Genomic DNA, 26,500 nt, shown 5'->3' on the forward strand with positions numbered 1-26,500 from the left:
CATCGCCCCGGACACAGCCGGGGCGAAGTCGTCGGGCGCGCGTTCACCCGGTCCCCCAGAGCGGTTCCGGGCCTCGAGAACTTGAACGACTACTGCGCGGTGTGGATGTTCGGCGGCCCGAGATGCTGGAGAAAATCCGGCTTGCCGAGACTCACTCCGGCGCCGCGGAGGATCCCGTAGGCTGTGGTCACGTGGAAGTAGAAGTTCGGAAGCGCGAAGCCGGTGAGATAGGCCTGTCCGCTGAAGCGGTATCCCATGCCGTTCGGGAACTTGAGCTCCACCTCGCGCTCCGCGCTTGAGGCCAACGCGGCCGGATCGATGCCCTCGACGAAGGCAATCGTCCGCGCACAACGCTCTTTGAGTTCGGCGAAGGTCGCCTCCACGTCGGGCATCGCGGGCGCATCGATCCCGGCGAGCCGTGCCACCGCGTTCTTCGCGGTGTCGGACGCCATTTGATACTGGGCAGGCAGAGGCTTCATGTCCGGAGCCAGCCGCCGGACGAACAACTCGGCTTCCGGCTTTTCCGATGCCGCCTTGTCGAGCCACGAGCTCATGGCGCGAAGCGCGTTGACAAAGATCGGAACGCTGACGGCGTGGATGCTGATGCTCATTCGGGCTGCCTTAGGCATCCGCCATCGAAGACGCGGTGAGAAGGCGCACACCGCGCGAGGGGGCGTCGCGCGAAGCGGCCGGACGCTGGACGAATGGCCGCCTCGGGGAAGCGCGCCTGGCGATCCAGGACGCTGGCATGGGTCGGAGCAGCCTCACGCGATGGGCGCCAAGCGTTACGTTTCGACGACGTGATCCGTTGAATCACATGCGAACGCCGCCGCTCCGGCGCGCCCGGTAGGTCGCTCTCGTCGATGCCGGAGCTATCCAGACCGAGGTCGACGATTTTCTGATCGTTAAGCTGCAAACCTACTCCGCCAACACCAGAAAATGCCGCCCCTCGCGATCGTCGATCTCGATGATCCAGAGATCGGTGTCGAACCGGATTTCCTTGGTCAGCCGCTCCTCCACGTCGAGCGGGGTGCCCCCCGTGACCAGGGCGGCAAAGCGGCGGTCGCCGCTGTCCTCGGTCTCGAACAGGGCCTGTGGGGCAGGGCCGTAGAGGTCGGCGGTGCCGTCGAGGCGATCGACCTTCACGAAGATCGCGCCGGCCTCCGGCGATCCGCGTCGGCGCAACACCGCCGGGATGCCTTCCACCCCGAGGCGGCGCAGGTGGGCCGAGACCCAGAAATCGGAGCGCAGGCGCATGCGTGTCGGGCCTCCCGGAAGCGCATTCGGGATGCGCGAAAGCGTCGGCCCACGCAACCGGATATGACCTGTTCGCCGGCGCCTGCTCAGGGGAGCCACGCACGCTCCGAGAACACGATCAAGCAGTCAAAATATTCCAGCAAAAATTTGCAGATCTTCGGGATTAAAAAGAATTCCATCTCTGTGTTTTTACGCACACAAGCAAGTAACTTTGACGATTAATTGGGCATATGCCGCTCAAACTTACAGGTTGCGGCGCAGAAAGGATCATCGATATGCCGAGGTTCGCATGGATTGCTGCGCTGGTCATGGCGTCCGTCTTCACCGTCACCGCGCCGGCCGGCGCTGCATCGGAGACGTTGATGGATCTGCTAAGCAATCGCGAGTCGCGGTCATGCCCCCGTTACCAGCGGACGCCGAGCGATCCCTGCAACATCGTCGTCCATCGCTCCGGGGGGAATCCGACCCAGGATATGACCGGCTCGATCGGTCACGCCAAATCCTGGCAGGGCAATGGTGGCCCGCGCTGCAAGACGATCTGCCGCTTCACCGGCACGCAATACTGAACGCATTGCGCGGGCCTGTGCGATGAACCTCGCAAAGGGCGGGGCGGCGCTCGGTCTTCTCTGTTACCAGTCGCCCGCAGCCCAATCGGTCCTCGCTCCGGCTGCGGGCGGTCTAGCCTTGACCGCCGGCGCGAGACATCAGCGCGCGCAGGGTCCGGCCCGCGGCCTCGCCGGTCACCGGGAGCTTGGCGCTCCGCTCGAACTTCTCGATCGCCGCCCGGGTGCCCGGCCCCATGGCGCCGTCAGGCTTGATCGCATAGCCGAGCTTCGACAGCGCCTTCTGCGCCCGCAGCACCGGATCAGCGTCCTTCTCGAGCCTCGTCGTCTTCGCCGCGTCCTTGGGTGCATCCTTTTGCACCGGCTTGGCGGCATTCCGAGCAGCCACGGCCCGGGGCGTCACCGAGGCGGTGGTCTCATCGGACCGGATCAGCTCGGCGATCGGGTCCCGAACGGCCTGCTTGGCGGCGACGGTCCGATCGGGCTGCGTCGGTTCCTTGACGACATCCCGGATCGCTTCCTTCGCAGCCGCTGCCGCCTCCCGGGGGGCGGGGGCCTTCTGGGTCGCGACCTTGGGCAGGATCGGCGCCGGATGGCGGCCGGATTGATGGCCCAGCGCGTTGAAGCAGATGAAGCCCGCCGCGCCCACGGCCACGACGCTGCTCAGCACCGTGCCCGGGCTGTTCCGGCAGGAGGCGCCCGTGGCCTTCACCGCACCCACCAGCACGCCGCGCCAATCGCTCGGGGCGGCGGCACGGCGCGGCGCCGGACGGCGGGCGGAGCGTGCCTCGCCCGGGACGGTGATCTCGCGGTAGCCTGACATCGTGTCTCCTTCTCGCGGATCGATGGTTCACCCGGCCCGGCGCAGGGTCGGCTCCGGGGCGGCAGGCTCGGCGTCGAACAGGCCGAGCGGCAGGCGCACCACCGAGCGGCGCGGGGGAGCGGCGCCCCGCACGGCGGTGCGGATCGGTGCGGGACCGGCGGCGGCCGCCGGATCCCGGCAGACCAGGGGCAGCGTGACGGTCACGACGGTGCCGGCCTGGGGGGCGCTCTCGATCAGCATGGCGCCGCCATGCAGGCCGACCAAGCCCTGCACCACCGAGAGGCCGAGGCCGGTCCCCTCGTGCTGGCGCTTGTAGTCGCCGCTACCGGCCTGGAAGAACGGCGTGCCGAGCTTGGGCAGGTCGATCTCCCCGACGCCCACGCCGGTATCGGCGACGACGATGTCCAGCCCGTCCGCGCTCGGGCGCAGGGACAGGTCGACCCGGCCGCCCCGCGGGGTGAACTTCACGGCGTTCGAGATCAGGTTGATCAGCACCTGCCGGCACGCGGTCGGATCGGCCGTGATCTCGATCGGGCCCGGAACGGTTGCCGACAGGGTCACCCCGGCCGCCTCGGCCTTGAGGCGCATCAGGTCGCAGCAGGACCGGACCAGGGCAGCGGCGTCGAATGTCTCCGGGGCGTAGTCGAAATTGCCGCTCTGGATCCGGCTCATGTCGAGCAGCGTGTTGACGACCCCTAGAAGGTGGTGGCCGGAGGCGCCGATGATCCCGGCATATTCCCGCGCCTGGTCCGGGCTGAGGCTGATCGCGCCTTCGCCCGCCAGCACCTGGGAGAAGCCGATGATCGCGTTGAGCGGCGTGCGCAGCTCGTGGGTGACGTTGGCCAGGAACCGGCCCTTGATCGCATCGGCGCGCTCGGCTTCGGCGCGGGCGCGCTCCAGCTCCTCAGCGTGGCGGTGGTGCTCGGTCATGTCGCGGGTCACGGCCACGACGGTCATGGCTGCGTCGTGCGGGCCGTGCGCGATCCGGTGGGCGCGCATCTCGGCATGGATCAGGGGGGCGCCGTCGGGCCGGCCAGCGGCGGGCTCGACATGGAGGCGCAGGGGCAGGGTGGCGGGCCGCCCGGTCGCGGCGACGTCGCTCACCGCCTTGAGGAAGGCCGGCCGGTCGGCGACGTGGACCCGCTCCAGCAGGCCGTGGCCGCGCAGCCGCGCCGCATCGCTGCCGACCAGGCGGCTTGCCGAGACCGAGGCCTCCAGCACCCGGCCGTTGCGGTCGTGCCAGGTCACGAGGTCGTCGATCGCCGAGAGCAGCAGCCGGTCGCGGGCCTCGTTGTCGCGCAGCCGCTCGCGCCAGGTGCCCTCGTTGCGCATGTGCTCCAGAGCCTGGGCGGCGACATGGCCGATCGCCGTGATCGCGAAGACCGGCAGGGCGACGCTGGCGGAGATATCCATCATCGGGACGGTCCCGGCCCAGGAGCCGAGGGAGACGACGCCGAGCACGCCGAGCACGGCGAGGAACGCGGCGGCGAACGTGGCGCGCATCGAGCCGGAGACCAGGGCCTCCAGGGGGATCGCCACCAGCCAGACCGCGGCCGGGGAAGCGGCGCCGCCGGTGAGGCCCGCGAGGCAGACCACCAGCCCGGTCAGGCCCGCCGATGAGATCGCGTGCGCCACCCAGAGGGAGCCGGTGCGGGCGAGCAGCACGGCGGCCAGCACCGGCAGCAACAGGCTCGCGATCGCCAGAACCTCGATGCCCGACGGGACCCCGCGCCAGACGAGATAAGGCGGGAGCGCCGCCATCATCACCATGCCGGTGGCGAGGCGGGACACCAGGAAACGCTCATGCCGGAACCGCACGCTCGCATCGTCGGCCACGGATTCGTGGACCAGACCCGCGAGGCGGTCGTCGAGCAGAGAAGTCAGGGCTTTTTTAACAGGCAAGGCTCACACGCGCCGCGGTGAATGCCAATCGACATTTCCCGCGCCTCCGGCTCGACTTCAAAACGACTACCGGACAGTCGCAGGGGCGGCTTAAACGAGTGTTGCGGGACTTGGCCGAATGCGCGGGATGCTTTCCGTAAGGTAACCAGCGGCCCCTGCGCGGGCTTTGTTCACCATGGCGCGCGAAAACCCGACGCGGTTGAGGTGGAGTTCACGAAAACCGGCGGATTTTCACGGTCGAGACCCGCGAAGGAGCTTGTCCGATGACCTTCCTGCTGCGCGCCGCGCTGGTGATCGGCGCGCTCTCGTACCTGGCGCTGCTGCGCAACGGCACCGATCCGGCTGCGGAAACCCGTAAGCTCACGGGATCGGCGGTGGCGGGCGCCAAGGCGGCGCTGCCTGCCGCTCTCGAGGCGGTTCCTGTCGAGACCCGCGACCGGGCCGTGCGTGCCGTGCTGGCCCGGGGCCTGATGGCGGAACTGAGCCGCCGCGCCGGCGTGGACGAGCCCGCGTCGAACGACACGCTGGAAGCCGCCGACCGGCAGCCTGCCTGGCATGGTCCGGCCGAGCCGCGCTGATCCCACGCGAAACCCTGGGTTTCCAAAGGGCTGAGCCCTTTTGAATCCCTGACTTTCGTGCCTCAGCCGGCGTCGCCGCCGGTCGCCCGGAGATTGCGCATCGGCAGGGGCGGGCGCTGGACGCCAGCGCGCTCGAGACCCTGGCGCAGCTTGGCCTCCGGGCCGTGCAGAGGCTGGTGGGCCTCGCTCCGTCCGCGCTCGGCCAGGGGCGTGTCCAGGATCGCCGCGATGAGGTCGCGGGAGGCCGGCCGGCTCACGGTTCGGAATAGGCGCACCAGCCCGGCCACCCGCTCGGCGGAGCGCGCCACGCCCTGGTTCAGCGTGAGGAAGATGTAGACTGCCTCCTCCTCGTGCAGGCCGGCGGCGCGCAGGCCCAGCGTCAGCAGGTCGTAGCGCGCACCCGGGTCGGTGACCACGGAGAGGAAGTCGTGCGCCACGCCGAGGCCGTCGGCCAGGGCCGCGATGAAGGTCGGGACGTCCTGCGAAGCCGAGAGGCCGGTCAGAGTCTCGCCGAGGCCGCGCGGCGGGGGCGGGCAGGGGCGCAGGGCCGCGGTCGCCTCGACGGTCCGGCCGATCACCTCGCGGCGGATCAGGTCGGCATGGAGATAGAGGGGCACGAGGTCGGCGGCCGAGACGTCGGGGCGGGCGAGCAGCAGGCGCGCCAGTTCGGCGACTCTGCGGCCGCGGTTCACGAGCCGGGCGAGCGCTGCCCCGCGCAGCGTGATCCCGACATTCGCGGCCAGGGCGAGGTCGATCTCCGGGCGCCCCTCGCGGGAGAGTTCGTCCACCGCCTCGCGGCTCAGCCCGACCCGCGCAGCGATGCGGGCGGCGATGTCGGAGCCGTCGGCCAGCGCGGCCTCGATCAGGCGGTGGCTCAGCACGGGGGCGAGTGTCACCACCGTATCGCGGACGCCGCCGCCCCGCATGGCGAGCGCCTCCAGCACGGCGGGCGGCGTCTCCGGGAAGGCAGCGAGCTTGGCGGCGACGACCTGAGCGGTCTCGTCGTCCACCCGAGGGATCAGGCCGCAGGCGAGGGACTCGAAGATCTCGATCTGGGCCCGATCCCGGCCGGGTGACCGAACGAAGAGATCGGTCTGCACCCGGAGGATCACCGGCTTGAGATCGAGATTCTCGATCCGTGACAATTCGAGGAGCCCGGACAGGTCCGGCGGAGCATCGACGGATGGGGGCATGAGGATCGGGTTACGCAAGACTGCAGTAAGCTCACGCTAACCGCATCGACGTGAATCGACCTTTAAGCCGCCCTCATCGGAGCCGTGTCGTCCTGCACCATCCCGGGACCTTTCTGGGCTCAGTGCAGCAGCCAGAGCGACAAGGTCAGCACCACTGCGATCGCCACGATCGCGCTGGCAAAGGCTGATGTGATCCACGGGGTGCGCTGCTGCATGATGCCGGCCGCGGCCTTCTCCGAGGGCGCGCGCTCGTTCTGCCGCGCGAGGCGGACTTCCTGCGAGGTCGGCGGTGTCCCTCCGGCTTCCTCGCAGGTGCCGAGGGGGGCAGCCCCGACATCGACGTGAGGAGCCTTGTCGCCAGTCCGGCCGCTGTCGATGTCACCCTTGAGCTGGGCCGAGGTCGGGCTGTTGGAATCCGGCGGCGGATCGGCCTGCAGGTTCCCGGGGGACGGTGGGGTCTCGGATCGCAGCATCGGTGGAACTCCAGTATTGCCGGGTCAACGCCCGATCCTGGTCGCCGGCTGTGCCCATGATGTCGCGGATCTCAAGTCTCCGCCGATCCTCGCTTCAGCAAAGGACGGGTGAGGATCTGCCCATCGCCCATGAAACCGGCCGCGGCGGCGAAGGCGTGCAGCGCCTCCTGCCCGGGGCCGATGTTCAGGAGCATCCGCTCGCAGCCGGCCTGCCGGGCCGCCCGCGCCGCCGCCTTCAACAGCACCCGGCCGATACCCCGGCGCCGGGATTCCGTCGCCACAACGAGGGTCGTGATCAGGCCCAGCGCCTTGGATGCCTCGAGGGTGCGGACGGGCGCGAGCGCGATCAGCCCGCTCGGTGGCCCCCATTCCACCGCCACGAGCGCCGTGCCGCCGCTGCCCTGAAGGGCATCGAGCCGGGCGGCGAGATCCGCCGCGCCGACCGCGATGCCGGCCTCACCCAGCAGCTCCGCGAGGCCCGGCGCGTCGGGTCCCGCGGCGGCGCGGATCTCCAGCCCGTAGCGATTGCCCAATCCCTGCTCCCGTACCGTGCTACCGGGCGGTCAACGCGAGCCGGCGCGATCGGTCGCCTCCGGTCGATCGGCGTCAGACCCGCCGCCAGCCCGGCTGCGACGGGTCAACCAGCGCGTAGTTCACCGGTGCCATGCCGCAGATCGCGATCACGGCCGGCTCGCTGCCATCACGGACCACGCCGTCATAATGTGGCGTGCCCGCCACCCGGCGCACGAAGCTGCCGGCCTTCACGGGCACGCAGGCCGCGGGGTCGAAATCCGGTCCGCTGTTGCACCACCACGTGCCGGACAGGATCATGCAGAACCGGTCCGTCGTGTAGGTGTGCGGCGCGCTCATGTAGCCCGGCCACCAGCGGATCAGGGTATAGTAGAGGCCGGTGCCGTTGATGTCGCCGGTGAGCGCGCAGCGGTCGGCGCTGCGCTCGGGATAGCCTTTCGTCGGCATCCACGGGAGCGCGTCGGGCGACAGGATGATGGTCTGCTCGGGGTTGAGCGGGCTGGCCTGCGCGGCCGCGCCCAGAAGGAGCGGAAGGGCCCCGAACAGCGAAGCCGCCAGCAGGTCGCGGCGGCTCGCCTCCGCGCCAGGTTGCGTGTCCGTCATCGCAGGTTCCATCCCTCACGCAGCGGATCGTGGCGTCCGTCCGCACGGCGTCACCGTTCCATCTTTCCGCCGGCGCCTGAAGGCCGGGGGCTTTCCGGTTGGTGCATCCTGTTACGGCGCATGCGGCATCGCGCGTGGAACGGGCGCCGGGCCGGCGGTTTTGATCGACAGACGCGATGTCGACGGGGAGGGCGCAGCATGGCGGGCCGGGTGCTGGACCAGACCACGGACAAGCAGGGCGGCGATGCGCCGGGGGAGGGCGGGCCGCCGCCATACCCCGGTCGGCAGCCCGAGGCCGACAAGACCCAGAAGAGCGAGTCCGAAAAGGCCGAGACGGAGGAGGCTGCGGGGGACGTGGCCGACGATCTCGCGGATTTCGCCTGATCGACGCGACGGACAACCCATCCCGCGAAGATTGGGGCAATCCGAAAACGATCCGGGCGGCACGCTGCGCGCGAGCCGCCCGGATCGTTAGTCTCAGTGCGGCGCCAATCCTGGGCCGCGCGCGATCAGGCCGTTTCCTTGGCCTTGCGCGGACGGCTGGCCTTCTTCGGCTTCTCGACGGGCTCCTCCTCGGGCTCCGGCGCCGGGGCGGCGGCCGACTTGCGGCGCTGCTGGCCAAGGCCGAGGCTGCGGGCGAGCTCCGAACGCTGAGCCGAGTAGCTGGCAGCGGTCGACGGATAGTCCCGCGGCAGCCCGAAACGCTCGCGATACTGCTCAATGGTCAGACCGTTGCGCGACAAGTGGCGCTTCAGGGTCTTGTAGGGCTTGCCGTCGATGAACGAGATCAGCGCATCCGGGGTCACCGACTTGCGGATCTGGGCCGGCGTCGGCTTGTCGGCCGTCTCAGTGACGGTCGCCGCCGGAGCGGAGAGCTTCGCCAGAGCCGCGTGAACGCCGGCCAAAAGTGCCGGTAATTCGCTGATCGGGACTGAATTGTTCGAGACATACGCGGACACGATGTCCGAAGCCTGCTCGATAAAGGTCTGCTGCTGATCTGTCGCGATATCGTCCATCGATGATTCCCTCTATCCCACGCTGGAGCACGGTTCTATCGTCTGTGCAGCAAAATCAAGTCGTCGTCGAGATTTTCTTTGCACAATGCGTCGGTCATGAACACGCATATTACTCAAGCCGTCGGTGCAGCTGCAATCGTCGCCTGAGCAAACCGATAGCGGCGCACCCCACTTGGACGGGATCCGGTCCTTGCGGACCGCACACGTTACGCCATTGGCCATCACCAATCCGGCCGCTTGGTCTGCGAAAAGCCCTGGCCGGTCTCGTTACGAACCAGAAACACGTCGGTTCGGGCGCGATCCGTCGCACGGACTTAGATACTGTTCGCGCGATGACATGTCGGCGGGACGAGATCTGGGGAGATGGGCGTGGATCGATCATCGGAGCAGGGCACGGTCTTCGGAGCCCACATCCCGTTTGTGAATCATTGCGGGATCGAGGCCCTGGACGTGCGAGAGGGCCGGACCCGGCTGCGCCTCGCCCTGCGGCCGGAACACGCCAACAATCTCGGGATCGCGCATGGCGGCGTCATCTGCACCCTGCTGGATGTCGCCCTCGGCACGGCCGCCCGCCTCAAGGCCGGGCGGCCGGTGGTGACCCTCGACATGCAGACCCGGTTCCTCGCCCCGGGGCGGGGCATCCTGATCGCCGAGGGCCGCGTCACCCGGGCCGGGCGCTCGGTGATCTTCTGCGAGGCCGAGATCCGCGACGCGGAGGGCGATCTGGTCGCGAGCGCCACCGGCCTGCTCAAGCCCGTGAGCGAGAGCGCCCTGGGCTGATGCGCGCCCCGGTTCGGCGAACGCACGCGCCGAACCGGGGCGCCGAGAGCCGTCCTACGCGCTCTTGAGGTGGTCGAGTTCCGTCAGACCGCTGCCGCCATCGGCATAGGCCGCCTTGAAGCTCGCCCGCGCCTGCCAGCGCCGCCACAGGGCGTCGAGCTGCTCGAACCGTTCGTCGAGCGGGGTGGCGCAGACCGGGAATTTCGAGAACGCGATCGCCGTGCAGAGCGTGATGTCGGCAAAGGTCGGCTCATCGCCGCCGAGCATCCACGAGCGGCCGTCCGCCAGGTGGCGGTCGACCAGCGCGGCGTGCCCCAGCGCCTCCTTGCGGCAATGCTCGCCCCATTGCGGGTTGTGCGTCAGCTCCAGCTTCGGCCCGAGCCCCTGGTGCAGCACGTGGAACATCGTGGTGATCCGGTAGAGGATGTGCACCCAGATCCGGTTGTCCCACATCGTGTCGAGCCCCTGCTCCAGAGGCGTCTCGCCGGTGAGGCGGCGGCCCGGATGGGCCGCGTCGAGGTAGCGCACGATCGCGGCCGTCTCGGACAGCACGGTCCCGTCAGCGAGCAGGAGGGTCGGCGTCTCGCCCCAGGGGTTCATCTTGAGATGGCGCCATTGCCGCTGCTCGCCGCCCGGCGCCATGTCGTAGATCACCTCGTCGAACAGGTGGGCGATGCCCTTCTCATGCGCGAACAGGCGCAGGCGCTGCGGGTTCGGGAAGGCGGAGGGCGAGGTGAAGAGGCGGAGCGTATCGGCCATGGTCTCGGACTGTCCTGACGGTTCGAGGGTGCGCGCCGCACGGGCGCGGGACCGGTTGATCTAGGGCGACAACGCCGTGGCGACGCAGGGCGATGCAGCAGGCCGAATTCAGGCCCGGCGATTGACGCCCCATCGGCGCAGTGGGAAAGCCTACGGCATGACGATGCCGGACGACGCCCGCGCGGCGCTGACTGCCCCCCTGTCCGAGGCCGACGTGACGGCCATGAAATCCGAGGCCGCGGCCTGGTTCGCGACCCTGCGCGACCGTATCCTCGCGGCCTTCGAGACCCTGGAGGCCGAAGCCGAGGGGCCGTTCCATCCGGATGCCCCCCCCGGGCCCGGGACCTTCGTGAAGACGCCCTGGGACCGCACCGACCATACCGGCCAGCCCGGCGGCGGCGGGGTCATGGCGATGCTGAAGGGCCGGGTCTTCGAGAAGGCCGGGGTGCACATCTCCACCGTCCACGGCGAGTTCGCCCCGGAATTCCGCGCCCAGATGCCCGGGGCCGCCGAGGATCCGCGCTTCTTCGCCACCGGCATCTCGCTGATCGCCCATCCATGGAACCCACATGTGCCGACGGTGCACATGAACACCCGCTTCGTCGTGACCACGAAGGCGTGGTTCGGGGGCGGCGCCGACCTCACGCCGGTGCTGGTGCGGCGGCGCAACCAGGACGACCCGGACAGCCGCCACTTCCACGCCTGCCTGGAGCGCGCCTGCGCCGCCCACGGGGTCGATCATGCCCGCTACAAGGCCTGGTGCGACGAATACTTCCACCTCAAGCATCGCAACGAGCCCCGCGGCATCGGCGGCATTTTTTATGATTATCGCTGGACCGGCGACGCGCAGGCGGACTTGGGCTTCACGCGCGATGTCGGCGGCGCCTTCCTGGAGGCGTATCCAAAGATCGTCCGCGACAATGTCGGGACCGCCTGGACCGAGGCCGACCGCGAGGAGCAGCAGGTCCGGCGCGGCCGCTACGTCGAGTTCAACCTGCTCTACGACCGCGGCACGATCTTCGGGCTGAAGACCGGCGGCAACGTCGCCTCGATCCTGTCGTCGCTGCCGCCCACCGTGCGCTGGCCGTGAGTGCCGGGCTGCCCTCGGCTTACGCGCCGCAGCAGGACGCGGCGCTGAAGGCCATCGCCGCTTGGCGGAAGGCGGGCGGAAGCCAGGTGTTCCGGCTGTTCGGCTATGCCGGCACCGGCAAGACCACGCTCGCCCGCCGCATCGCCGAGGATGTCGACGGCACGGTGGTGTACGGCGCCTTCACCGGCAAGGCGGCCTCGGTGATGCGCCAGAAGGGCTGCTACGACGCCGCCACGATCCACTCGCTGATCTACCGCACCAAGGAGGCGGAGGAGGGCGGCCCGACCTTCACACTGAACCGGTCCGGCGCCGCCGCGAAGGCCGATCTGATCATCATCGACGAATGCTCGATGGTCGATTCCGACCTCGGCAACGACCTCCTGTCCTTCGACCGTCCGGTGCTGGTGCTGGGCGATCCGGCGCAGCTTCCGCCGGTGCGCGGCGGCGGCTTCTTCACCGAGGCCGAGCCCGACGTGATGCTCACGGAGGTGCATCGCCAGGCTAAGGACGACCCGATCGTCCGCATGGCCATGACCGTGCGCGAGGGGGGGCGGCTGGAGATCGGCACCTACGGCCAGAGCCGCATCGTCTCCCGCCGCACGCTGGACCCGGCCGAGGTGCTGGAATGCGACCAGGTCCTGGTCGGCCTCAACAAGACCCGCCGCCTCTACAACAACCGGCTCCGGGAACTCGCCGGCCACACCGACCCGATGCCGGCGGTGGGCGAGAAGCTGGTCTGCCTGCGCAACGACCGGGTGAAGGGCCTGCTCAACGGCTCGACCTGGACGGTGCAAGCCCTACGTGCCCCGCCGCGCCCGGACCTGATCCGCCTCGATGTCGTCCCCGAGGACGATCCGGCGCTCCGCCGCCGGGCCACCGACATCAAGGTGCTGCGCGCGATGATCTCGGGCACGGACGAGGAGATCCCGCTGTTCCTGCGCCGGGAGACCGACGAATTCACCTACGGCTACGCGCTGACGGTGCACAAGGCGCAGGGCTCGCAATGGGACCGGGTGACCCTGTTCGACGAATCCTACGCCTTCCGCGAGCACCGCGCCCGCTGGCTCTACACCGGCCTCACCCGGGCCGCGCAGGCCATCACGATCGTGGTCTGATCGACTCTCGGCGCATCGACATCGCTTGTGAAGCCCGACCGCGCGTGCTAGGCACCGCCCGTCTCATCGAGGCACCTTGCGGAGAGGTGGCAGAGCGGTTGAATGCACCGCACTCGAAATGCGGCATGCCTGCAAGGGCATCGGGGGTTCGAATCCCCCCCTCTCCGCCAATTCCCCCTTAACCCGCTGCGATAACGGTATCTTTCTGATTCCGTAGGCTTCTGAGCGCGCTCCTGCTACGAAGGAGTGCTACGAAGCCATGAGGCAGATGGTGGGCTTGGTCCAGCGTCGGGGCATCTTCTATTTCCGTCGCACCATCCCGGATGCGCTGCGCGCCGACATGCCGGCCGTACTCGGAACGGCTGGGCCAGGCATATTCGATGAGAGCGCGGGCGTCTCGTTGAAGGGAAGTCGGGCGGGACGCGAGTTCTGGGTCAGCCTCGGCACCCGTGATAAGGATGTGGCGCGCGACCGAGCGCGCCGACTGGATGGCGAGGCCGACGCACTGATTCGCTTGGCGAAGCGCCGTCTGGCTCTCAGCGTTCAGCCGAAGCTCTCGGAGCTCGACGACATGATCATTCAGGGATTGGTTGCGACCTTTCGACATCGCAAGCTAGCTACGGATGAAGCGCGGCGGCGCGGCGCCGACCCACTCACTCGCGAAGGGTTCGACGCACTCGGGCAAGAGATTGCGTCAAGAGAGGCCGAGTTGCGCGACGCCAACGCGCGGGGCGACTTCACCGCTGTGCATTTCGACCTGGATGCGATGATGACCGTTCTAGATGCTGGGTTGAACATCGCGTTCGGATCGCCCGCGGATCGTCGTCTCCATCTGGCGTTCGTCGAAGCCGAACTCGAGGTGATAACCGTCATCAGTGACCGGCATCGGGGGAACACCAGACCGACGCCTGTGCTACAGGTGAGCGACGCCCTCAGAACCGAAGGCACACCTCGGCCGAAACGGGAGAAGATCGAAGCGTCGACCCCGGAACAAATCCTGGATGGCTGGAAGAGGGATCAGACACCGACCGAGAAAACCTTCTACACTTTCTCGAGCAAGGTACGTCGGTGGACCGCTTTCCTGGGGGAGCGTGGTGCCACGTTCCAAAGCGCGAGCTTGTCGGACGCGTCCGATTGGAAGATTGCCTCGCTCGAGATTCGGTCGGCAAAGAGTGTTTCGAACGACATCTTCGCTGTCAAAGCTATCTACGGCTGGGCCGTAGCGAATGGCAAATGCCCGGTCAATCCCTTCAGCGGTTTGAAGCAGCCCCGTGCCGCCGTGAAGGGGCAGCGACGATCGACGAAGCGCGATTTCACCGACGAGGAAGCTGCCCGCATTTTGAGAGCGGCACGGGATCGTACGGGTTATCGGCGGTGGGTCCCGTGGATTGCTTGCTTCACCGGCGCTCGCATTTCTGAGATCTGCCAGCTGGAGCGAGCCGATATCACTACCTCTCAAGGCATGCACTATTTCCGGATGACCACCGAGCAAGACAACGAAGGGGAGGAGACGGAAACCTCCGATACTAAGCGGATTAGAAAAAATCTCAAAAATCTTAGCTCGAAACGAATTATTCCTGTCCACTCGAGACTCATTCAAGAAGGATTTCTGGACTTTGTCTTGCGTTCAAAGGGCCAGGATTTGTTCCCTGATGCAACGCCGGACCGCTTCGGCAATCGAGGAGGTAACGCAACGAAAGTAATCAGTCGCTGGGTCAGGGACAAGTTGGAGATTACGGACTCCCGTATCAGCCCAAGTCATTCTTTCAGGCATCGCTTCTCCACATCGTGTAAAAATTTCGGTGTGCCGCCAGAAATTAGGGACAGACTGATGGGGCATAGTAATGGGGGCGCCAGCGAACTTTACGGCGAAGACTACGCGATTTCGACGCTATGCCCGGAGATAGAGAAACTTCCTGTGCCAACCGGGCTTGGCTGAGGCTTTTATCTCTGAATAAGTGGGGCGCAAGGATTCTCACCCAACACGAACGCAGCCGGTCATCTGGATCAAGCCATTAATGTTGCACGCGCTTCTGCTTCGTGCGCACAGGCGGTTGATACGATCCTGCGTCCAGTGCCAAGGGCGCATTCCGCCGCTTCACAAGGGATCGCGGCAAACAGAAACCCGGAGTTAGGCGACCCACGCTTCAAGTCTCGACCATGCACGAGGTGTCGCCGGCTAAGCACCAAGAGCGGAAGTCGGCGGTCCGCCCGGAAGCGGACATTCAGTTTCAGGTTAGCGACCGTCCGGTGTCGACCGAGGCTGTATCAAAAGTCCCTTCTGGGATAGACTTGCGGCCTCATCTGCGGAGGCCAGCATGGGTCGGTTCGTCGAAGGGCAGGATCGTCGGCAGTCCTGGTTGCTGCCCAGTTCGCTGGACGACTATGTCACCGTGGACAATCCGGTTCGGGTGATTGAGGCCTTCATCGACGAACTCGATCTCGGCACCCTCGGCTTCACCCGCTTTGAGCCCGCAGCAACGGGGCGGCCTGCTTATGATCCGGCCACGCTTTTGAAGCTCTACCTCTACGGCTATCTCAACCGGGTACCGTCGAGCCGGCGGCTTGAGCGGGAGGCACAGTGCAACATCGAGGTGATGTGGCTGACCGGTCGCCTGGCTCCCGATCACAAGACGATCGCCAACTTCAGGCGCGACAACGGGCCTGCGATCCAGGCCGCCTGTCGGCAGTTCGTGGTCCTGTGCCGGGATCTGCGACTCTTCGCCGGGGCGACCGTCGCCGTGGACGGATCGAAGTTCAAGGCGGTCAACAATCGGGACCGCAACTACACCGTGGCCAAGCTCGCCAAGCGCCTGGAACAGGTGGACGCCAGCATCGCGCGCTACCTCGTGGCGCTCGACCGGGCGGACAGAGAAGGCAACGACGTTCCCGAGGCGCGGACTCAGCGTATCGGCGAGAAGATCGCCGCCCTGCGCCGACAGATGGCCTTTTTGCGCGCGATGCAGGAGCAGGTAGGGACCGCGGACGACGGACAAGTCTCCCTGACCGACCCGGACGCGCGCTCCATGGCGACGAGCGGGCGCGGCACCGGCATCGTCGGCTACAACGTCCAGATCGCCGTCGATCCCGAGCATCATCTCGTCGTGGCCCATGACGTCGTCAACGAGGGCCACGACCGAACCCAACTCGTGTCGATGGGCGATCGGGCCAAGCAGGCCATCGACGTAGGGGAAGTCGTGGTCCTGGCCGATCGCGGCTACTACAGCGGCGACGAGGTTCTGGCCTGCGAAGGCACAGGCATCCTGCCGGTCATGCCGCGGGCCGACACGTCGGGGCGAGCCAAGAAGGGGCTCTTCGTGCGCGCCGACTTCGTCTACGTGCCGCGGCCGATCACTACGTCTGTCCCGCCGGCGCCGTGCTGACGAAGTCTAATGCGCGCTCCGATCGACACGGTGACATCGACCACTACCGCAACTTGGAAGCCTGTCATGCCTGCGCGATGCGGGCGCATTGCACGACAGAGAAGGTCAAGCGCTTCAAGCGCTGGAAGCACGAGGCGGTGCTGGAGGCCATGCAGAGGCGGCTCGATGCAAGGCCTGACACCATGGCGGTACGGCGCGCCACGGTCGAGCACGTCTTCGGAACGCTGAAGGCTTGGATGGGCAGTACGCCCTTCCTGACGAAGGGCCTAAAAGGCGTGAGAACCGAGATGAGCCTCGCCATCCTCGCCTACAACGTGAAGCGGATGATCCGCCTGTTCGGCGCAACTTGGCTCATCCAGGCCATTCAGGCCTGAAGCTGCCCGCCGCGCCGCCGTCGTCATCCTGCTGATCGACGCTGGCGGCCACGATCAATGCGTTTTGACACGGCCTCGGTCGGAAACGGTCGCTCGCAGACCGTCAATTCGTGGCCTTGCACGGGGCGCATGAGAACCCTTGTCCTTTGGGGCATTCCCCAACGGACAATAACTGTGACCCGTGAGTGGCGCCCTTCGGATCACCTATCTCACTGCCGTCAACTTTGGGTCGTATTGCCGCTTGCGATACAAGCCTGTAAACGGTCTGCGTTCTGATGCGTTTGGGAGAAGGCGGTGATGAAGACCCCGATCGCTCTGCGGATCGACCCGGAGTTGCTGGCTGCCGCTCGCGAGTGCGCGCGCCAGGACAACCGCACGCTCACCAATTTCATCGAGACTGCGCTGCGCCAACGCATCGCTGAAGTCATGCCAGCCCTCGTCGCACGCGAACAGGACTGCGCACAGCAGAGCAGGGAACGACCGCGTGACTTCTGAGCGCACTACAGCGTCCCTCCGTAAGGCGCGCACCGGTATCGACGGCTTCGACGACGTCACGTTCGGCGGCTTGCCCGCGGGGCGGCCGTCGTTGGTCTGCGGCAGCGCCGGCTGCGGTAAGACGCTGTTTGCCACCACATTCCTCGTGAACGGCGCCACGCTGTTCGACGAGCCCGGCGTGTTCATGAGCTTCGAGGAGCGCGCCGAGGATCTCGCAGCCAACGTCGCCTCGCTGGGATACGACCTCGACGGCCTCGTGGAAACCGGCAAAATCGCCGTCGATCACGTCAAGGTCGAACGCAGCGAGATCGAGGAGACCGGCGAATACGACCTCGAAGGTCTGTTCATTCGCCTCGGCTACGCCGTCGACACGATCAAGGCCAAGCGCGTGGTCCTCGACACGATCGAGACCCTGTTCGCCGGGCTGAGCGATGCAGCGGTGCTGCGCTCCGAACTGCGCCGGCTGTTCGCCTGGCTCAAGGACCGCGGCTTGACCGCGATCATCACCGGCGAGCGCGGCGAAGGACAGCTCACCCGCCAAGGACTCGAGGAGTACGTCTCGGACTGCGTCGTGCTGCTCGACAACCGCGTCGAGGACCAGATCACCACGCGTCGCCTGCGCATCGTCAAGTACCGCGGCTCAGCCCACGGCACCAACGAGTACCCGTTCCTGATCGATGAGCAGGGCATCAGCGTCCTGCCGGTGACCGCCGCCGATCTGAGCTACGACGTCTCAAACGAGGTCGTCTCCACGGGGGTCGAGAGCCTGGACGCGATGTTCGGCCCCGGCGGCCTGTTTCGAGGCGCCAGTGTGCTGATCTCCGGCTCAGCCGGCACTGGCAAGACGACGATCAGCAGCCATACGATCGACGCCGCCTGCACCCGCGGCGAGCGCTGCATGTCCTTCGTGTTTGAGGAGAGCGGCGAGCAGATCTGCCGCAACGCGCGGTCGGTCGGGCTCGACCTGCACCGTCACGTCGATACCGGCCTGCTGCGCTTCGAGGCGGCGCGACCAAGCTTGTACGGACTGGAGATGCATCTCGCCCGGATGCACCGGGACATCGAGCAGTTCCGACCGAGCGTCGTGGTGATCGACCCGATCTCGGCCCTGCGCGGACCCGAGGTCGAGCTACAGGCGACGCTGTTGCGCATGGTCGACATGCTCAAGGCCCGCGGCATCACCGCGGTGTTCACGTCCCTGCGCACGGACGGCGCATTCGGGCAGTCGGGCGATCTCGGCCTATCCTCGCTTATGGATGTGTGGATCAAGCTCCAAGACATCGAGGCCAACGGCGAACGCTCGCGCACGCTCTATGTGATCAAGGCCCGCGGTATGAGCCACTCGAACCAGGTGCGTGAGTTCCAGATGTCGTCGGCCGGGCTGAAGCTCGTGGATGCCTACATTGGCCCGGCCGGGGTACTGACGGGGACCGCCCGCATCGTGCAGGAGGCGCAGGAGGAGGCCGCCGCGTTGCGCCGTCGGCAGGACAGCGAGCGACGCAAGCGCGACGTGGTCCGGCGGCGGCTGTCGATCGAGCGGCAGATCGCCGAGCTGCGGGCCAGCTTGGAGACCGCGGAAGAGGAAGAGACGCTGCTCCTCGACGAGGACGTGGCGCGCGAGACGCTACTGTCGAGCGAGCGCACCGACATCGCCCGTCGCCGGAGTGCGGCCGAATGAGCGAGCAAACTTCACATGCCGGCGATCCCGTCTCGGAGGAGGATGGTGATCCGGGGCAATATCATCTTCGCCTGTACGTGGCCGGCCAAACCCCGAAGTCGATGGCCGCGCTGGCCAACCTCAAACGGGTTTGCGAGCAGCATCTCGCCGGCCGCTACGACATCGAGGTGGTCGATCTACTGAAGAACCCGCAGTTGGCAGCGGGCGATCAGATCCTGGCAATCCCGACCCTGGTCCGTCGGTTGCCCGCCCCGCTTAAGCGGATCATCGGCGACCTGTCGAACACCGAGAAAGTGCTGGTCGGCCTCGACATCCGCCCGCGCGCCTCCTCAGGGTCCAGCACGCCTTGAGCACCGGTGGGGCAGAGGGCCCGGACCCGGCCGAATATCAGCTGCGCCTGTTCATCGCCGGCACGAGCCCGCGTTCCCAGCGCACGATCGAGAACCTGCGCCGGATCTGCCGTCAGCACCTTGCCGACCGGCACAACCTGGTGATCGTCGACATCTACCAGCAGCCGGAGTTGGCAGAGGCTGATCAGGTCGTCGCGGCGCCGACGCTGCTCAAGCTGACACCCGAGCCCCTACGACGGATTATCGGAGACCTCTCGGACGAGGCTCGCGTGCTACGCGGGCTCGGTATCTTCCCGCCTCTTGGAGGCGGCGATGATCCCAGGATCTGATCCGACCACACTCGATGAGGCTCGCGCTCGCATCCGTGAACTCGAAGCACTGTTGGAGGAAAGCGAGGAGACGCTCGCCGCGATCCGGCGGGGTGACTTCGACGCCGTCGTCGTCCAGGCCCCGGGCGGCGGGCAGCAGGTCTACACGCTGGAGAACGCCGATCGTCCCTACCGCGTGCTGATCGAGCAGATCCAGGAAGGGGCGTTCACGCTCGGCGCGGACGGGGCGCTACTGTATGGCAACCCCCGGGTCGCCGCGATGCTCGCGAGCGTTCCGGAACAGCTGATCGGGCGCTTCCTGCATGATTTCATCGACGCGAAGGAGCGGCCGGCGCTGGTGCGGCTACTGGAAGAAGCCAACAGGACAGGCGCGGCCCGGGGTGAGGTCTGTCTGCGGTCGGCCGCCGGGTCGCACCTGCCGGCGCATGTCTCCCTGAGCCGCCTACAGCGTGGCGACGGCGCGGCCCTGCTGTGCGGCGTCCTCACCGACCTGACCGAGCAGCGGCAGCATCTCCACGAGCTGGCCGAGGCTAATGCCCAACTCAAGGCGCAGGGTGTGGAGCGCGAACGGATCGAGGAAGCGCTGCGGCAAGCTCAGAAGATGGAGGCGATTGGCCAGCTTACCGGTGGCATCGCCCACGACTTCAACAATCTGCTGACCATCATCCGATCGTCGGTGGATTTCCTGCGCCGACCGTCGCTGCCCGAGGAACGGCGCCTTCGGTACATGGACGCGGTCTCCGACACGGTGGACCGCGCCGCCAAGCTGACCGGTCAGCTGCTGGCCTTCGCGCGGCGCCAAGCGCTCAAGCCTGAAACGTTCCAAGTGGGAGCCTGCCTGCACGAGGTGGCCGACATGCTCGACACGATCACCGGCGCCCGTATCCGCGTCGTGGTCGAGGTTGCCACGGTGGAGTGCTTCGTGCGCTGCGACCGCAGCCAGTTCGAGACGGCGCTGGTAAACATCGCGGTGAACGCCCGCGACGCGATGGATGGCGAAGGTTGCCTAACGCTACGCCTTACTGGCGGTTTGCCGATGCCGGGGATCCGCGGGCACGTCGGCTCGCGCAAAGCCTTCGCCGCCGTATCGCTCACCGACACCGGCACGGGCATGCCGGAGGAGTACCTCGCGCGGATCTTCGAGCCGTTCTTCACGACCAAGGCGGTGGGCAAGGGGACGGGGCTGGGGCTGAGCCAGGTGTTCGGCTTCGCCAAGCAGTCCGGCGGGGACGTGGACGTCGAGAGCACGCTGGGGCAGGGCACGACCTTCACGCTCTACCTGCCGGAGGTCGAAGCTGCTGCGGGCGCGGCGATCACGTCGCCGGCCCCCGTAGAAGCGACACACGGTGGCGGACGGCGCATCTTGGTTGTTGAGGACAACATTGAGGTCGGTCGCTTCGCGACGCAGATCCTGGAGGACCTCGGCTACGACCCCGTTTGGGCAGCGAACGCCGAGGATGCCCTCGAACAACTGGGGGCAGATGGCGGCGGCTTTGACGCGGTGTTCTCGGACGTGGTGATGCCGGGCATGGGCGGGATCGTCCTGGCCGAGAAGCTGCGGGATCGGCTGCCGAGCCTGCCCGTACTGCTGGCCTCGGGCTATAGCCACGTCCTCGCCCGCGACGGGGACCACGGCTTCGAGCTGTTGCACAAGCCGTACTCGGCCGATCAGCTCTCGCGCGTCCTGCGCCGGATCATTGGCGAAAACAGCGCCTCGGGCCCTACGCAGAAAGTGCCGTCTTCGTGACCAATCGAACGCCGGTTGAAGTCTCAGATCCGGACCGCATCGCGTCGGTTGATGGCTATGCGGTGCTCGATACGCCGCCCGAGAAGGGATTTGATGACATCGTGCTGCTGGCGCGCGTGCTCTGTGCTGCTCCGGTGGCACTGGTAAGCCTCGTCGCCGAGGACCGGCAGTGGTTCAAGGCGCGCTCCGGGTTCGAGCTGACGGGGACCGAACTCAGCGGGTCCATCTGCGCCCATGCCCTAGGTCGTACCGATTTGCTGGTGATCACCGATCTGACGCTCGACGCGCGTACCCGCCAGAACCCTCTGGTCGTGGGGGCACTGCATCTCCGCTTCTATGCAGGTGCCCCCCTGCTTACGCCAAAGGGACACACGCTGGGGACGCTGTGCGTCATCGACACTGTAGCTCGACCGTCCGGCCTGACGCCTGAGCAGCGAGAATGCCTCCAGGCTCTCGCTGGCCAAGTCATGGAGCAGCTTAACCTCCGGCGGGCTTTAGCGGATCGCACACGCGAACTCGCTGCGCAGTAGGTCGATGCCATCACCGCGTAGGCCAGCACCGGCTGCACCGTTTCCTCCAAAAGCCCTATCCCAACATTACGCTCCAGCCTGCTGAGTGGCGCAGCAGTTCAAAGTCGTTCGTTAGTTCGCACATCCGTTGGGCATGGCCACGCGAAACTTGAGGACTGCTATAGGTCGAAATCTAGCGCTTGGGCATGTCGGGAAAAACATCGTTTTTCGCACACAACTGATCGCGCTACCTGACGTTACATTTCAATAGGGCAAGATCCTTGGAACGCTGCTCTGGAACTTGGCCGCTTGTCATCGGCCTGGGCGATTGAGGCCACGTTCATCCCTTTGGTAGGATGTTCGCTCCGGTATGCAGCTTGCCGATCGGAAACGACCATGCCGTCAGCGAAGGGATTAAGATCGAGTGATCCGCGGCCCATGAAGACTCGGTACTGGATGGCCTACTTCGACGCGCTCGCCACAGGGCCGCTGCTAGCCAAGCCGCACACGGCGCGCCGCCGGGCCGGTGAGATGGCACGGATCTGCCCCTATCCCGATGTCGCCTCCGCGGGCATGGCGAAGGTGAAGACCGCACTCAAGACGCGCGGCTCGTCGACTCCTCCGTCCTAGAGCCGTACCCTCTCAGGTTGGCTCATAGGCATCGTATCCAGCAGCGGTGAGGTAGTTTCGGCACTCGTCCGGTCGGACGGCGGCGAACGTGTCCTCGATGGCGATGGTCAGGTCGGCGGAGGTTCGTGCTGCAGCCGTCCGGAGGAGGGCTTTGATCTTGGCAAAGACTTGCTCGATCGGATTGAAGTCGGGACTGTAGGGCGGGACGTAGAGACCCTTGCGCCGACCGCCTCGATGGCCTCGCGCACCCCGGCGACCTTGTGGGCGTTCAGATTGTCGAGGATGACGGTGTCACCGGGCCTCAGCACCGGAGCCAGAGTGTCGGTGACGTAGGCCCGGAAACGCATACCATTCGTGGCTCCATCGAAGACGGTCCTGGCGATCAGTCCCGTGGCGCGCAGGGCGGCAGTGATGGTGGTGGTCTTGTCGTGCCCGTGAGGCACGGCGATCCGGCAGCGCTGACCGCACGGAGCACGACCATAGCGGCGGACCATCTTCGTCGTGGCGGCCGTCTCGTCGAGGAAAACCAGGGTATCCGGATCCAGATCGGGTTGGCCATCGAACCAGTCCTCGCGCGCGGCCCTCACATCCGACCGCTCCTGTTCGGCCGCGTGGACAGCCCCTTTTTACGGGTGATCCCATGCCGGGCGAAGAAGCGTGACAGGCTGCTCGTGCTTGCCCGGACGCCGCGTTCCGAGAGCCTGTCGCGCAGTTCCCGCAAGAAGGAGAGCGGGTGTTCTTCGTTGAGCCGAAGGATCAGGGCGGCCTGCGCTTCCAGACGCTGCGCGTTGCGGTCGCCGCCCATGGGCTTGGGCGCGATCTGCCCGTCCTGCCGGAAGCGCTCGTGCCAACGGACCGCGCTGGCCGCCCCGACCCCGAAGCGTTTGGCCGCCTGACGCCGCGATGCGCCTGCTTCAATCGCAGCGACCACACGCGCGCGCAGATCCACCGACAGGGCTGAAGGCATGGCGATCCTCCCTCGTAAGCCCAGCCAGTGAATCACACGCCAGGCAGATCGCCTAACTTCAACGATTCAAGCCGCGCGGGCACGGCTCTAGCGCTGACTTCGCATAACGCGGCGTTCTGGAACCGAGCGTGTCGCCCGGGTTCGAGAAGGTGCTCCCGCCTCCAAGCAGTCACGCAGCATTTTGGATCTTTTGAGAGCAGTCTGCCGCTAACGCGACGTTAACCACATCGGCTGCGCACTGAGTGGTGTCCAGAGGGACTAGACATGCGCCACATCCACGTCGTGCCCGGTCTGCGCCTGCGGTTTGCTGGCCGCGACGAGACCTTCAACGAAGGTGTCGAAATCGGTGTCCTCGCGGCTCAACTAGCATCGGGCATAACCGAGTTCACGATGATGTTGGCCGCCGGTACGCTGGACCAGGCGCGTATGCTGGCGACGAATATGGGCTACCGCCTCCACGTCACGTCGATTGATGAAGGCACGGTCGAGGTCATGTTCCTCACCGGAAGCCGCCGACCCAAACTGCAACTTGTATGTAATAACCTCCTCGCACGCTCATAGGCGTAGTTCCTCGGCCTACGATCTGCTCAGCCAGTTTATTCGCGGCGATCGGCCAGATCAGGGACACTCAAACGCGGCAGCCTGAGCTTTTCCTCGCATTCGAGCGTTGGCGCTTCGGATGGAGATACGCCGATGGCCGATGCGGTTTATCACACGCAGATGCGGCAGATCGTGGCTGGCCTGTCCGAGGGCGTGATCTTGATCGAGCCGGATCAGACCATCGCCTATGCGAACGATGCCGCCGTGATGATGCATGGAGTGACAGATGTCGGCGATCTTGGCGCCACCGTGTCTGAGTACCGCGCGAACTTCACGCTGCACTACCGCAATCATCGCGAGATCGGCCCGCTGCAGCATCCCCTGGACCGCGTGCTCGCCGGCGAGGTGTTCCGCGATATCGTCGTCGAGTTGACCCCAACTCGGGATCCGAGACACAGGTGGATGCACCGCATCCGTAGCCTAGTGACGACCGACGCGGCCGGCACGCCCAACGGCCTGGCCCTGGTGATGCAGGACGTAAGCGAACGCTACCAGGCCGAGGCTCGGTTCGAGCGGATGTTCAACGCCAACCCGGCCCCGGCAATCATCTGCCGGATCGCCGATCTCCGCTTCGTGCGGGTCAACCACGGTTTCCTCGACCTCACCGGCTACCATCGCGACGACGTGCTCGGCCGGACCTTCTGCGAGATCGACCTGCTGCGCGAGGCCGAGCGGCGCGAGATGGCGATCCATCGCCTGCACGAGGGCCGCACCATCCCACAGATGGAGGCTCAGCTCGCCACGCCGTGTGGCCGCGGCCGCTACGTGATCGTGGCCGGGCACGCCATCGAGATGCCAGGCCCGGGCGGCATCGAACCGTGCATGCTGTTCACCTTCGCCGACCTGGAGGATCGCCGCAAAGCCGAGATGGCCTTGCGCCACAGCGAGGAGCGCTTTGCCAAGGCGTTCGACCTGTCACCGGTGCCGAGCGCGTTGATGGACGCGGACGAGCTGGAGATCACCAGCGTCAACCAAGCGTTCGTCACCACCTTCGGGCACGCCCCCGAGGCCGCGGGCGGCCAGTCGCTCGCCGACCTTGCGCTCTGGGTCGACCGCGCCGAGCAGCGCAAGTTCTCTCGCGATCTCAAACGGCTTGGCGGCATCCGAGGCTTCGAGGCCGTGCTGAAGGATGGGGCAGGCACCGAGATCGACTGCTTGATCTCGGCCGAGCGGGTGAGCATCAACGACGAGGTGTGCGTGCTGTGCGTCCTGCAGGACATCACCAGTCGCAAGCGCTCAGAGCGCGAACTGATCAGCGCCATCGAGGCGGTGATGGCGGACGCGTCATGGTTCAGCCACGGGGTGATCGACAAGCTGGCGAGCCTGCGGCACCCGTCACGCTCAAGCCACCCGTTGGTCGGGGTCGAGAACCTGACGATCCGTGAGCAGGACATGCTCACGCGGATCTGCCAGGGCGCGACCGATCGGGAGATCGGCGCCGAGCTGAAGCTGTCGCCGAACACGGTGCGCAACCACGTGTCCGGGCTGTACCGCAAGCTCGGGGTCAACCGCCGCAGCGCGGTGGTGGTGTGGGCGCAGGAGCGCGGTATCGGGCCGAACACATGGCAACGCCGCTGATACGGACGAAAACCGTGACAGAACTACCAGGTCGATTTGGTACAAATGTACTTTATGTAAATCGTCGGAACTTACAATAAAACACCCGATTAAACGGTGGTAGCTCTGCTCACGCGAGCATCTCGGAAGATCATCCCAGCGGGTTGATACGAGGAGATCCGTGTGGCCGAGCGTCGAAAGGTGCTCTCGTCCGACCATGCCCGAGCGCTGATTAAGGAAGCCATCGGCATCATCGAGGGCGACCGCGCGATCCAGGCGGAGGCCGCCGCCGAGATCGCCGCCATCGAAGCCGCACACGCGTCGTCGAACCCCGAGCCGAAACCAGAGCGCTCACCCCGGTCGTGATGCTGGGACGCGAGCAGACACACGGACAGCAACCAGTTCGGTCAGCCCAGCCGTCGCGGGGCTGAACCTTCGCAGAATTGCTCGTCACCGTCGTTGGCGCGGTGGTCGGGCTACGTCAACCGCGCCCTGATCGGCCGCCGTCGGGTGTTCTGAGCCCAGCCAAACCTTCTTCCGCCGACCTCGGCCGAAGATCGAACCACACAGCTCTGAGAGTACCGCACATGGCGTTATCACCCGATACCACCCGTCCGGCCTACGACCGCGACTTCCCCACCGCCAGTGCGGTTTCCCCCGCGGAGGACATGCGCACGCTGGCGCTGCACTCCATCTCCTGGGGGGCGGTCATCGCCGGTGCGGTGATTGTGCTGGTCGCTCAGGTCATCCTTAACATGGTCGGGCTCGGCATCGGTCTCTCAACCGTCGACCCAGCCGGCAACGGTACCCCGACTGCAAGCAGCCTGTCCTCGGGCGCGGGGATCTGGTTCGTGATCTCCGGCGTCCTCGCATCCGCCGCTGGCGGCTGGCTCGCCGGGCGCCTTTCGGGCAAGCCGGCCAACACCACCACCGCCTACCCCGGGCTGATCGCCTGGGCGGTCTCGGCCCTCGTCGTCGTGTACCTGCTGTCCTCGGCGGTCGGCTGCATCGCTAGCCCCGCGTCGAGCGCGGTGTCGAGCACGCTCGGCGTCGGCCGCAACCTGATCGGCGGCTCGGGGAAGACCGCCGCGCAGGCCGCCGCCCCGTCGCTGCCGCGCATGGCCAACCCGTTCTCGGACATCTCGAGCCACGTCCGAACCGGCACAGGCAACGCCGCGGAACGCCGAGGACCGCAGGT

27 protein-coding genes, 1 tRNA gene and 3 pseudogenes are annotated in these 26,500 nt (G+C 66.7%); 20 read left to right on the forward strand and 11 right to left on the reverse strand.

Annotation, left to right across the window (positions count from 1 at the left end):
* Positions 1 to 89 precede the first annotated feature (89 nt).
* Both MKK65_RS23610 and MKK65_RS23615 read right to left on the reverse strand, forming a co-directional pair.
* Positions 90 to 611, reverse strand: coding sequence for a DUF1993 family protein (locus tag MKK65_RS23610; RefSeq protein WP_243960437.1), 522 nt, complete (start codon positions 609 to 611; stop codon positions 90 to 92).
* Positions 612 to 918: 307 nt separating this feature from the next.
* Positions 919 to 1,257 (reverse strand): DUF1491 family protein, encoded by a 339-nt coding sequence (locus MKK65_RS23615; protein ID WP_058191525.1) that lies wholly within the window; start codon positions 1,255 to 1,257, stop codon positions 919 to 921.
* A gap of 230 nt (positions 1,258 to 1,487) precedes the next feature.
* Between MKK65_RS23615 and MKK65_RS23620 the strand changes: the two genes are divergently transcribed.
* Positions 1,488 to 1,823, forward strand: a complete 336-nt coding sequence (locus MKK65_RS23620; RefSeq protein ID WP_409565489.1) for a hypothetical protein — start codon at positions 1,488 to 1,490, stop codon at positions 1,821 to 1,823.
* A gap of 112 nt (positions 1,824 to 1,935) precedes the next feature.
* On the opposite strand, the gene MKK65_RS23625 is transcribed toward MKK65_RS23620, so the two are convergent.
* A complete protein-coding gene (locus MKK65_RS23625; RefSeq protein WP_243960438.1) occupies positions 1,936 to 2,643 on the reverse strand; it encodes a peptidoglycan-binding domain-containing protein in 708 nt (235 codons plus the stop codon).
* Between the two features lie 27 nt (positions 2,644 to 2,670).
* Positions 2,671 to 4,545: a PAS domain-containing sensor histidine kinase gene (locus MKK65_RS23630; protein WP_243960439.1), complete on the reverse strand. Its 1,875-nt coding sequence runs from the start codon at positions 4,543 to 4,545 to the stop codon at positions 2,671 to 2,673.
* A 263-nt stretch (positions 4,546 to 4,808) separates the two neighbouring features.
* Here MKK65_RS23630 and MKK65_RS23635 point away from each other — a divergent pair, with 263 nt between their 5' ends.
* Positions 4,809 to 5,123 (forward strand): hypothetical protein, encoded by a 315-nt coding sequence (locus tag MKK65_RS23635; RefSeq protein ID WP_243960440.1) that lies wholly within the window; start codon positions 4,809 to 4,811, stop codon positions 5,121 to 5,123.
* Positions 5,124 to 5,185: 62 nt separating this feature from the next.
* Here the strand turns inward: MKK65_RS23635 and MKK65_RS23640 are convergent, their stop codons facing one another.
* The 4 genes from MKK65_RS23640 to MKK65_RS23655 form a co-directional block, all read right to left on the reverse strand.
* Positions 5,186 to 6,316: a DUF2336 domain-containing protein gene (locus MKK65_RS23640; RefSeq protein WP_243960441.1), complete on the reverse strand. Its 1,131-nt coding sequence runs from the start codon at positions 6,314 to 6,316 to the stop codon at positions 5,186 to 5,188.
* A 119-nt stretch (positions 6,317 to 6,435) separates the two neighbouring features.
* The gene (locus tag MKK65_RS23645) at positions 6,436 to 6,789 is read right to left on the reverse strand and encodes a hypothetical protein (protein WP_243960442.1); all 354 of its coding nucleotides are present in this window, start codon (positions 6,787 to 6,789) and stop codon (positions 6,436 to 6,438) included.
* Between the two features lie 71 nt (positions 6,790 to 6,860).
* Entirely contained in the window at positions 6,861 to 7,322 is a 462-nt protein-coding gene (locus MKK65_RS23650; protein WP_243960443.1) for a GNAT family N-acetyltransferase, read from the reverse strand.
* A gap of 73 nt (positions 7,323 to 7,395) precedes the next feature.
* Entirely contained in the window at positions 7,396 to 7,923 is a 528-nt protein-coding gene (locus MKK65_RS23655) for a hypothetical protein (RefSeq protein WP_243960444.1), read from the reverse strand.
* A gap of 198 nt (positions 7,924 to 8,121) precedes the next feature.
* Here MKK65_RS23655 and MKK65_RS23660 point away from each other — a divergent pair, with 198 nt between their 5' ends.
* Positions 8,122 to 8,307 (forward strand): hypothetical protein, encoded by a 186-nt coding sequence (locus MKK65_RS23660; RefSeq protein WP_243960445.1) that lies wholly within the window; start codon positions 8,122 to 8,124, stop codon positions 8,305 to 8,307.
* 125 nt (positions 8,308 to 8,432) lie between these two features.
* Here the strand turns inward: MKK65_RS23660 and MKK65_RS23665 are convergent, their stop codons facing one another.
* Positions 8,433 to 8,939 carry a MucR family transcriptional regulator gene (locus tag MKK65_RS23665; protein WP_058193089.1) on the reverse strand — a complete coding sequence of 169 codons (507 nt, stop codon included), beginning with the start codon at positions 8,937 to 8,939 and terminating at the stop codon, positions 8,433 to 8,435.
* A gap of 369 nt (positions 8,940 to 9,308) precedes the next feature.
* Between MKK65_RS23665 and MKK65_RS23670 the strand changes: the two genes are divergently transcribed.
* Positions 9,309 to 9,719, forward strand: coding sequence for a PaaI family thioesterase (locus tag MKK65_RS23670; RefSeq protein ID WP_201025780.1), 411 nt, complete (start codon positions 9,309 to 9,311; stop codon positions 9,717 to 9,719).
* A 54-nt stretch (positions 9,720 to 9,773) separates the two neighbouring features.
* Here the strand turns inward: MKK65_RS23670 and MKK65_RS23675 are convergent, their stop codons facing one another.
* Positions 9,774 to 10,478 (reverse strand): glutathione S-transferase family protein, encoded by a 705-nt coding sequence (locus tag MKK65_RS23675; protein ID WP_058193091.1) that lies wholly within the window; start codon positions 10,476 to 10,478, stop codon positions 9,774 to 9,776.
* Between the two features lie 157 nt (positions 10,479 to 10,635).
* On the opposite strand from MKK65_RS23675, the gene hemF reads away from it, so the two are divergent.
* The 12 genes and pseudogenes from hemF (at position 10,636) to MKK65_RS23735 (ending at position 22,178) form a co-directional block, all read left to right on the forward strand.
* Positions 10,636 to 11,568, forward strand: a complete 933-nt coding sequence (hemF, locus tag MKK65_RS23680) for an oxygen-dependent coproporphyrinogen oxidase (RefSeq protein ID WP_243960446.1) — start codon at positions 10,636 to 10,638, stop codon at positions 11,566 to 11,568.
* Positions 11,565 to 12,683 (forward strand): ATP-dependent RecD-like DNA helicase, encoded by a 1,119-nt coding sequence (locus MKK65_RS23685; RefSeq protein WP_243960447.1) that lies wholly within the window; start codon positions 11,565 to 11,567, stop codon positions 12,681 to 12,683. Before hemF ends, MKK65_RS23685 begins: the two co-directional genes overlap by 4 nt.
* Positions 12,684 to 12,763: 80 nt before the next feature.
* Positions 12,764 to 12,853, forward strand: a tRNA-Ser gene (locus MKK65_RS23690).
* Positions 12,854 to 12,942: 89 nt separating this feature from the next.
* On the forward strand, positions 12,943 to 14,622 hold the full coding sequence (locus MKK65_RS23695) for a DUF6538 domain-containing protein (protein WP_243960448.1): 1,680 nt from the start codon (positions 12,943 to 12,945) through the stop codon (positions 14,620 to 14,622).
* Between the two features lie 379 nt (positions 14,623 to 15,001).
* A pseudogene (locus tag MKK65_RS23700) lies at positions 15,002 to 16,440 on the forward strand (IS1182 family transposase).
* Between the two features lie 297 nt (positions 16,441 to 16,737).
* A complete protein-coding gene (locus MKK65_RS23705) occupies positions 16,738 to 16,935 on the forward strand; it encodes a YlcI/YnfO family protein (RefSeq protein ID WP_243960449.1) in 198 nt (65 codons plus the stop codon).
* On the forward strand, positions 16,925 to 18,613 hold the full coding sequence (gene kaiC / locus MKK65_RS23710; RefSeq protein WP_243960450.1) for a circadian clock protein KaiC: 1,689 nt from the start codon (positions 16,925 to 16,927) through the stop codon (positions 18,611 to 18,613). Before MKK65_RS23705 ends, kaiC begins: the two co-directional genes overlap by 11 nt.
* Positions 18,610 to 18,963 carry a circadian clock KaiB family protein gene (locus MKK65_RS23715; protein ID WP_243960451.1) on the forward strand — a complete coding sequence of 118 codons (354 nt, stop codon included), beginning with the start codon at positions 18,610 to 18,612 and terminating at the stop codon, positions 18,961 to 18,963. The genes kaiC and MKK65_RS23715 overlap by 4 nt, the downstream gene beginning before the upstream one ends.
* Complete coding sequence (locus MKK65_RS23720; protein WP_243960452.1) at positions 18,960 to 19,292, forward strand: circadian clock KaiB family protein; 333 nt, start codon at positions 18,960 to 18,962, stop codon at positions 19,290 to 19,292. The genes MKK65_RS23715 and MKK65_RS23720 overlap by 4 nt, the downstream gene beginning before the upstream one ends.
* Positions 19,276 to 21,039: a PAS domain-containing hybrid sensor histidine kinase/response regulator gene (locus MKK65_RS23725; RefSeq protein ID WP_243960453.1), complete on the forward strand. Its 1,764-nt coding sequence runs from the start codon at positions 19,276 to 19,278 to the stop codon at positions 21,037 to 21,039. The genes MKK65_RS23720 and MKK65_RS23725 overlap by 17 nt, the downstream gene beginning before the upstream one ends.
* Entirely contained in the window at positions 21,036 to 21,569 is a 534-nt protein-coding gene (locus MKK65_RS23730; protein ID WP_243960454.1) for a GAF domain-containing protein, read from the forward strand. Before MKK65_RS23725 ends, MKK65_RS23730 begins: the two co-directional genes overlap by 4 nt.
* Before the next feature lie 417 nt (positions 21,570 to 21,986).
* The gene (locus MKK65_RS23735; protein WP_243960455.1) at positions 21,987 to 22,178 is read left to right on the forward strand and encodes a hypothetical protein; all 192 of its coding nucleotides are present in this window, start codon (positions 21,987 to 21,989) and stop codon (positions 22,176 to 22,178) included.
* Positions 22,179 to 22,190: 12 nt separating this feature from the next.
* On the opposite strand, the pseudogene MKK65_RS23740 reads toward MKK65_RS23735, so the two are convergent.
* Positions 22,191 to 23,145: pseudogene (locus MKK65_RS23740) on the reverse strand (IS630 family transposase).
* Positions 23,146 to 23,409: 264 nt separating this feature from the next.
* Here MKK65_RS23740 and MKK65_RS23745 point away from each other — a divergent pair.
* From MKK65_RS23745 to MKK65_RS23760, 4 genes and pseudogenes are all read left to right on the forward strand, one after another.
* Positions 23,410 to 23,706: a hypothetical protein gene (locus tag MKK65_RS23745; RefSeq protein ID WP_243960456.1), complete on the forward strand. Its 297-nt coding sequence runs from the start codon at positions 23,410 to 23,412 to the stop codon at positions 23,704 to 23,706.
* 132 nt (positions 23,707 to 23,838) lie between these two features.
* A complete protein-coding gene (locus MKK65_RS23750; protein ID WP_243960457.1) occupies positions 23,839 to 25,323 on the forward strand; it encodes a helix-turn-helix transcriptional regulator in 1,485 nt (494 codons plus the stop codon).
* A gap of 162 nt (positions 25,324 to 25,485) precedes the next feature.
* Positions 25,486 to 25,668 carry a hypothetical protein gene (locus MKK65_RS23755; protein ID WP_243960458.1) on the forward strand — a complete coding sequence of 61 codons (183 nt, stop codon included), beginning with the start codon at positions 25,486 to 25,488 and terminating at the stop codon, positions 25,666 to 25,668.
* A gap of 221 nt (positions 25,669 to 25,889) precedes the next feature.
* Positions 25,890 to 26,500 (forward strand): annotated as a pseudogene (locus tag MKK65_RS23760) (PhnA-like protein); the annotation flags it as partial.

This window comes from Methylobacterium sp. J-001, from assembly GCF_022829565.1.
Taxonomy (GTDB): Bacteria; Pseudomonadota; Alphaproteobacteria; order Rhizobiales; family Beijerinckiaceae; genus Methylobacterium.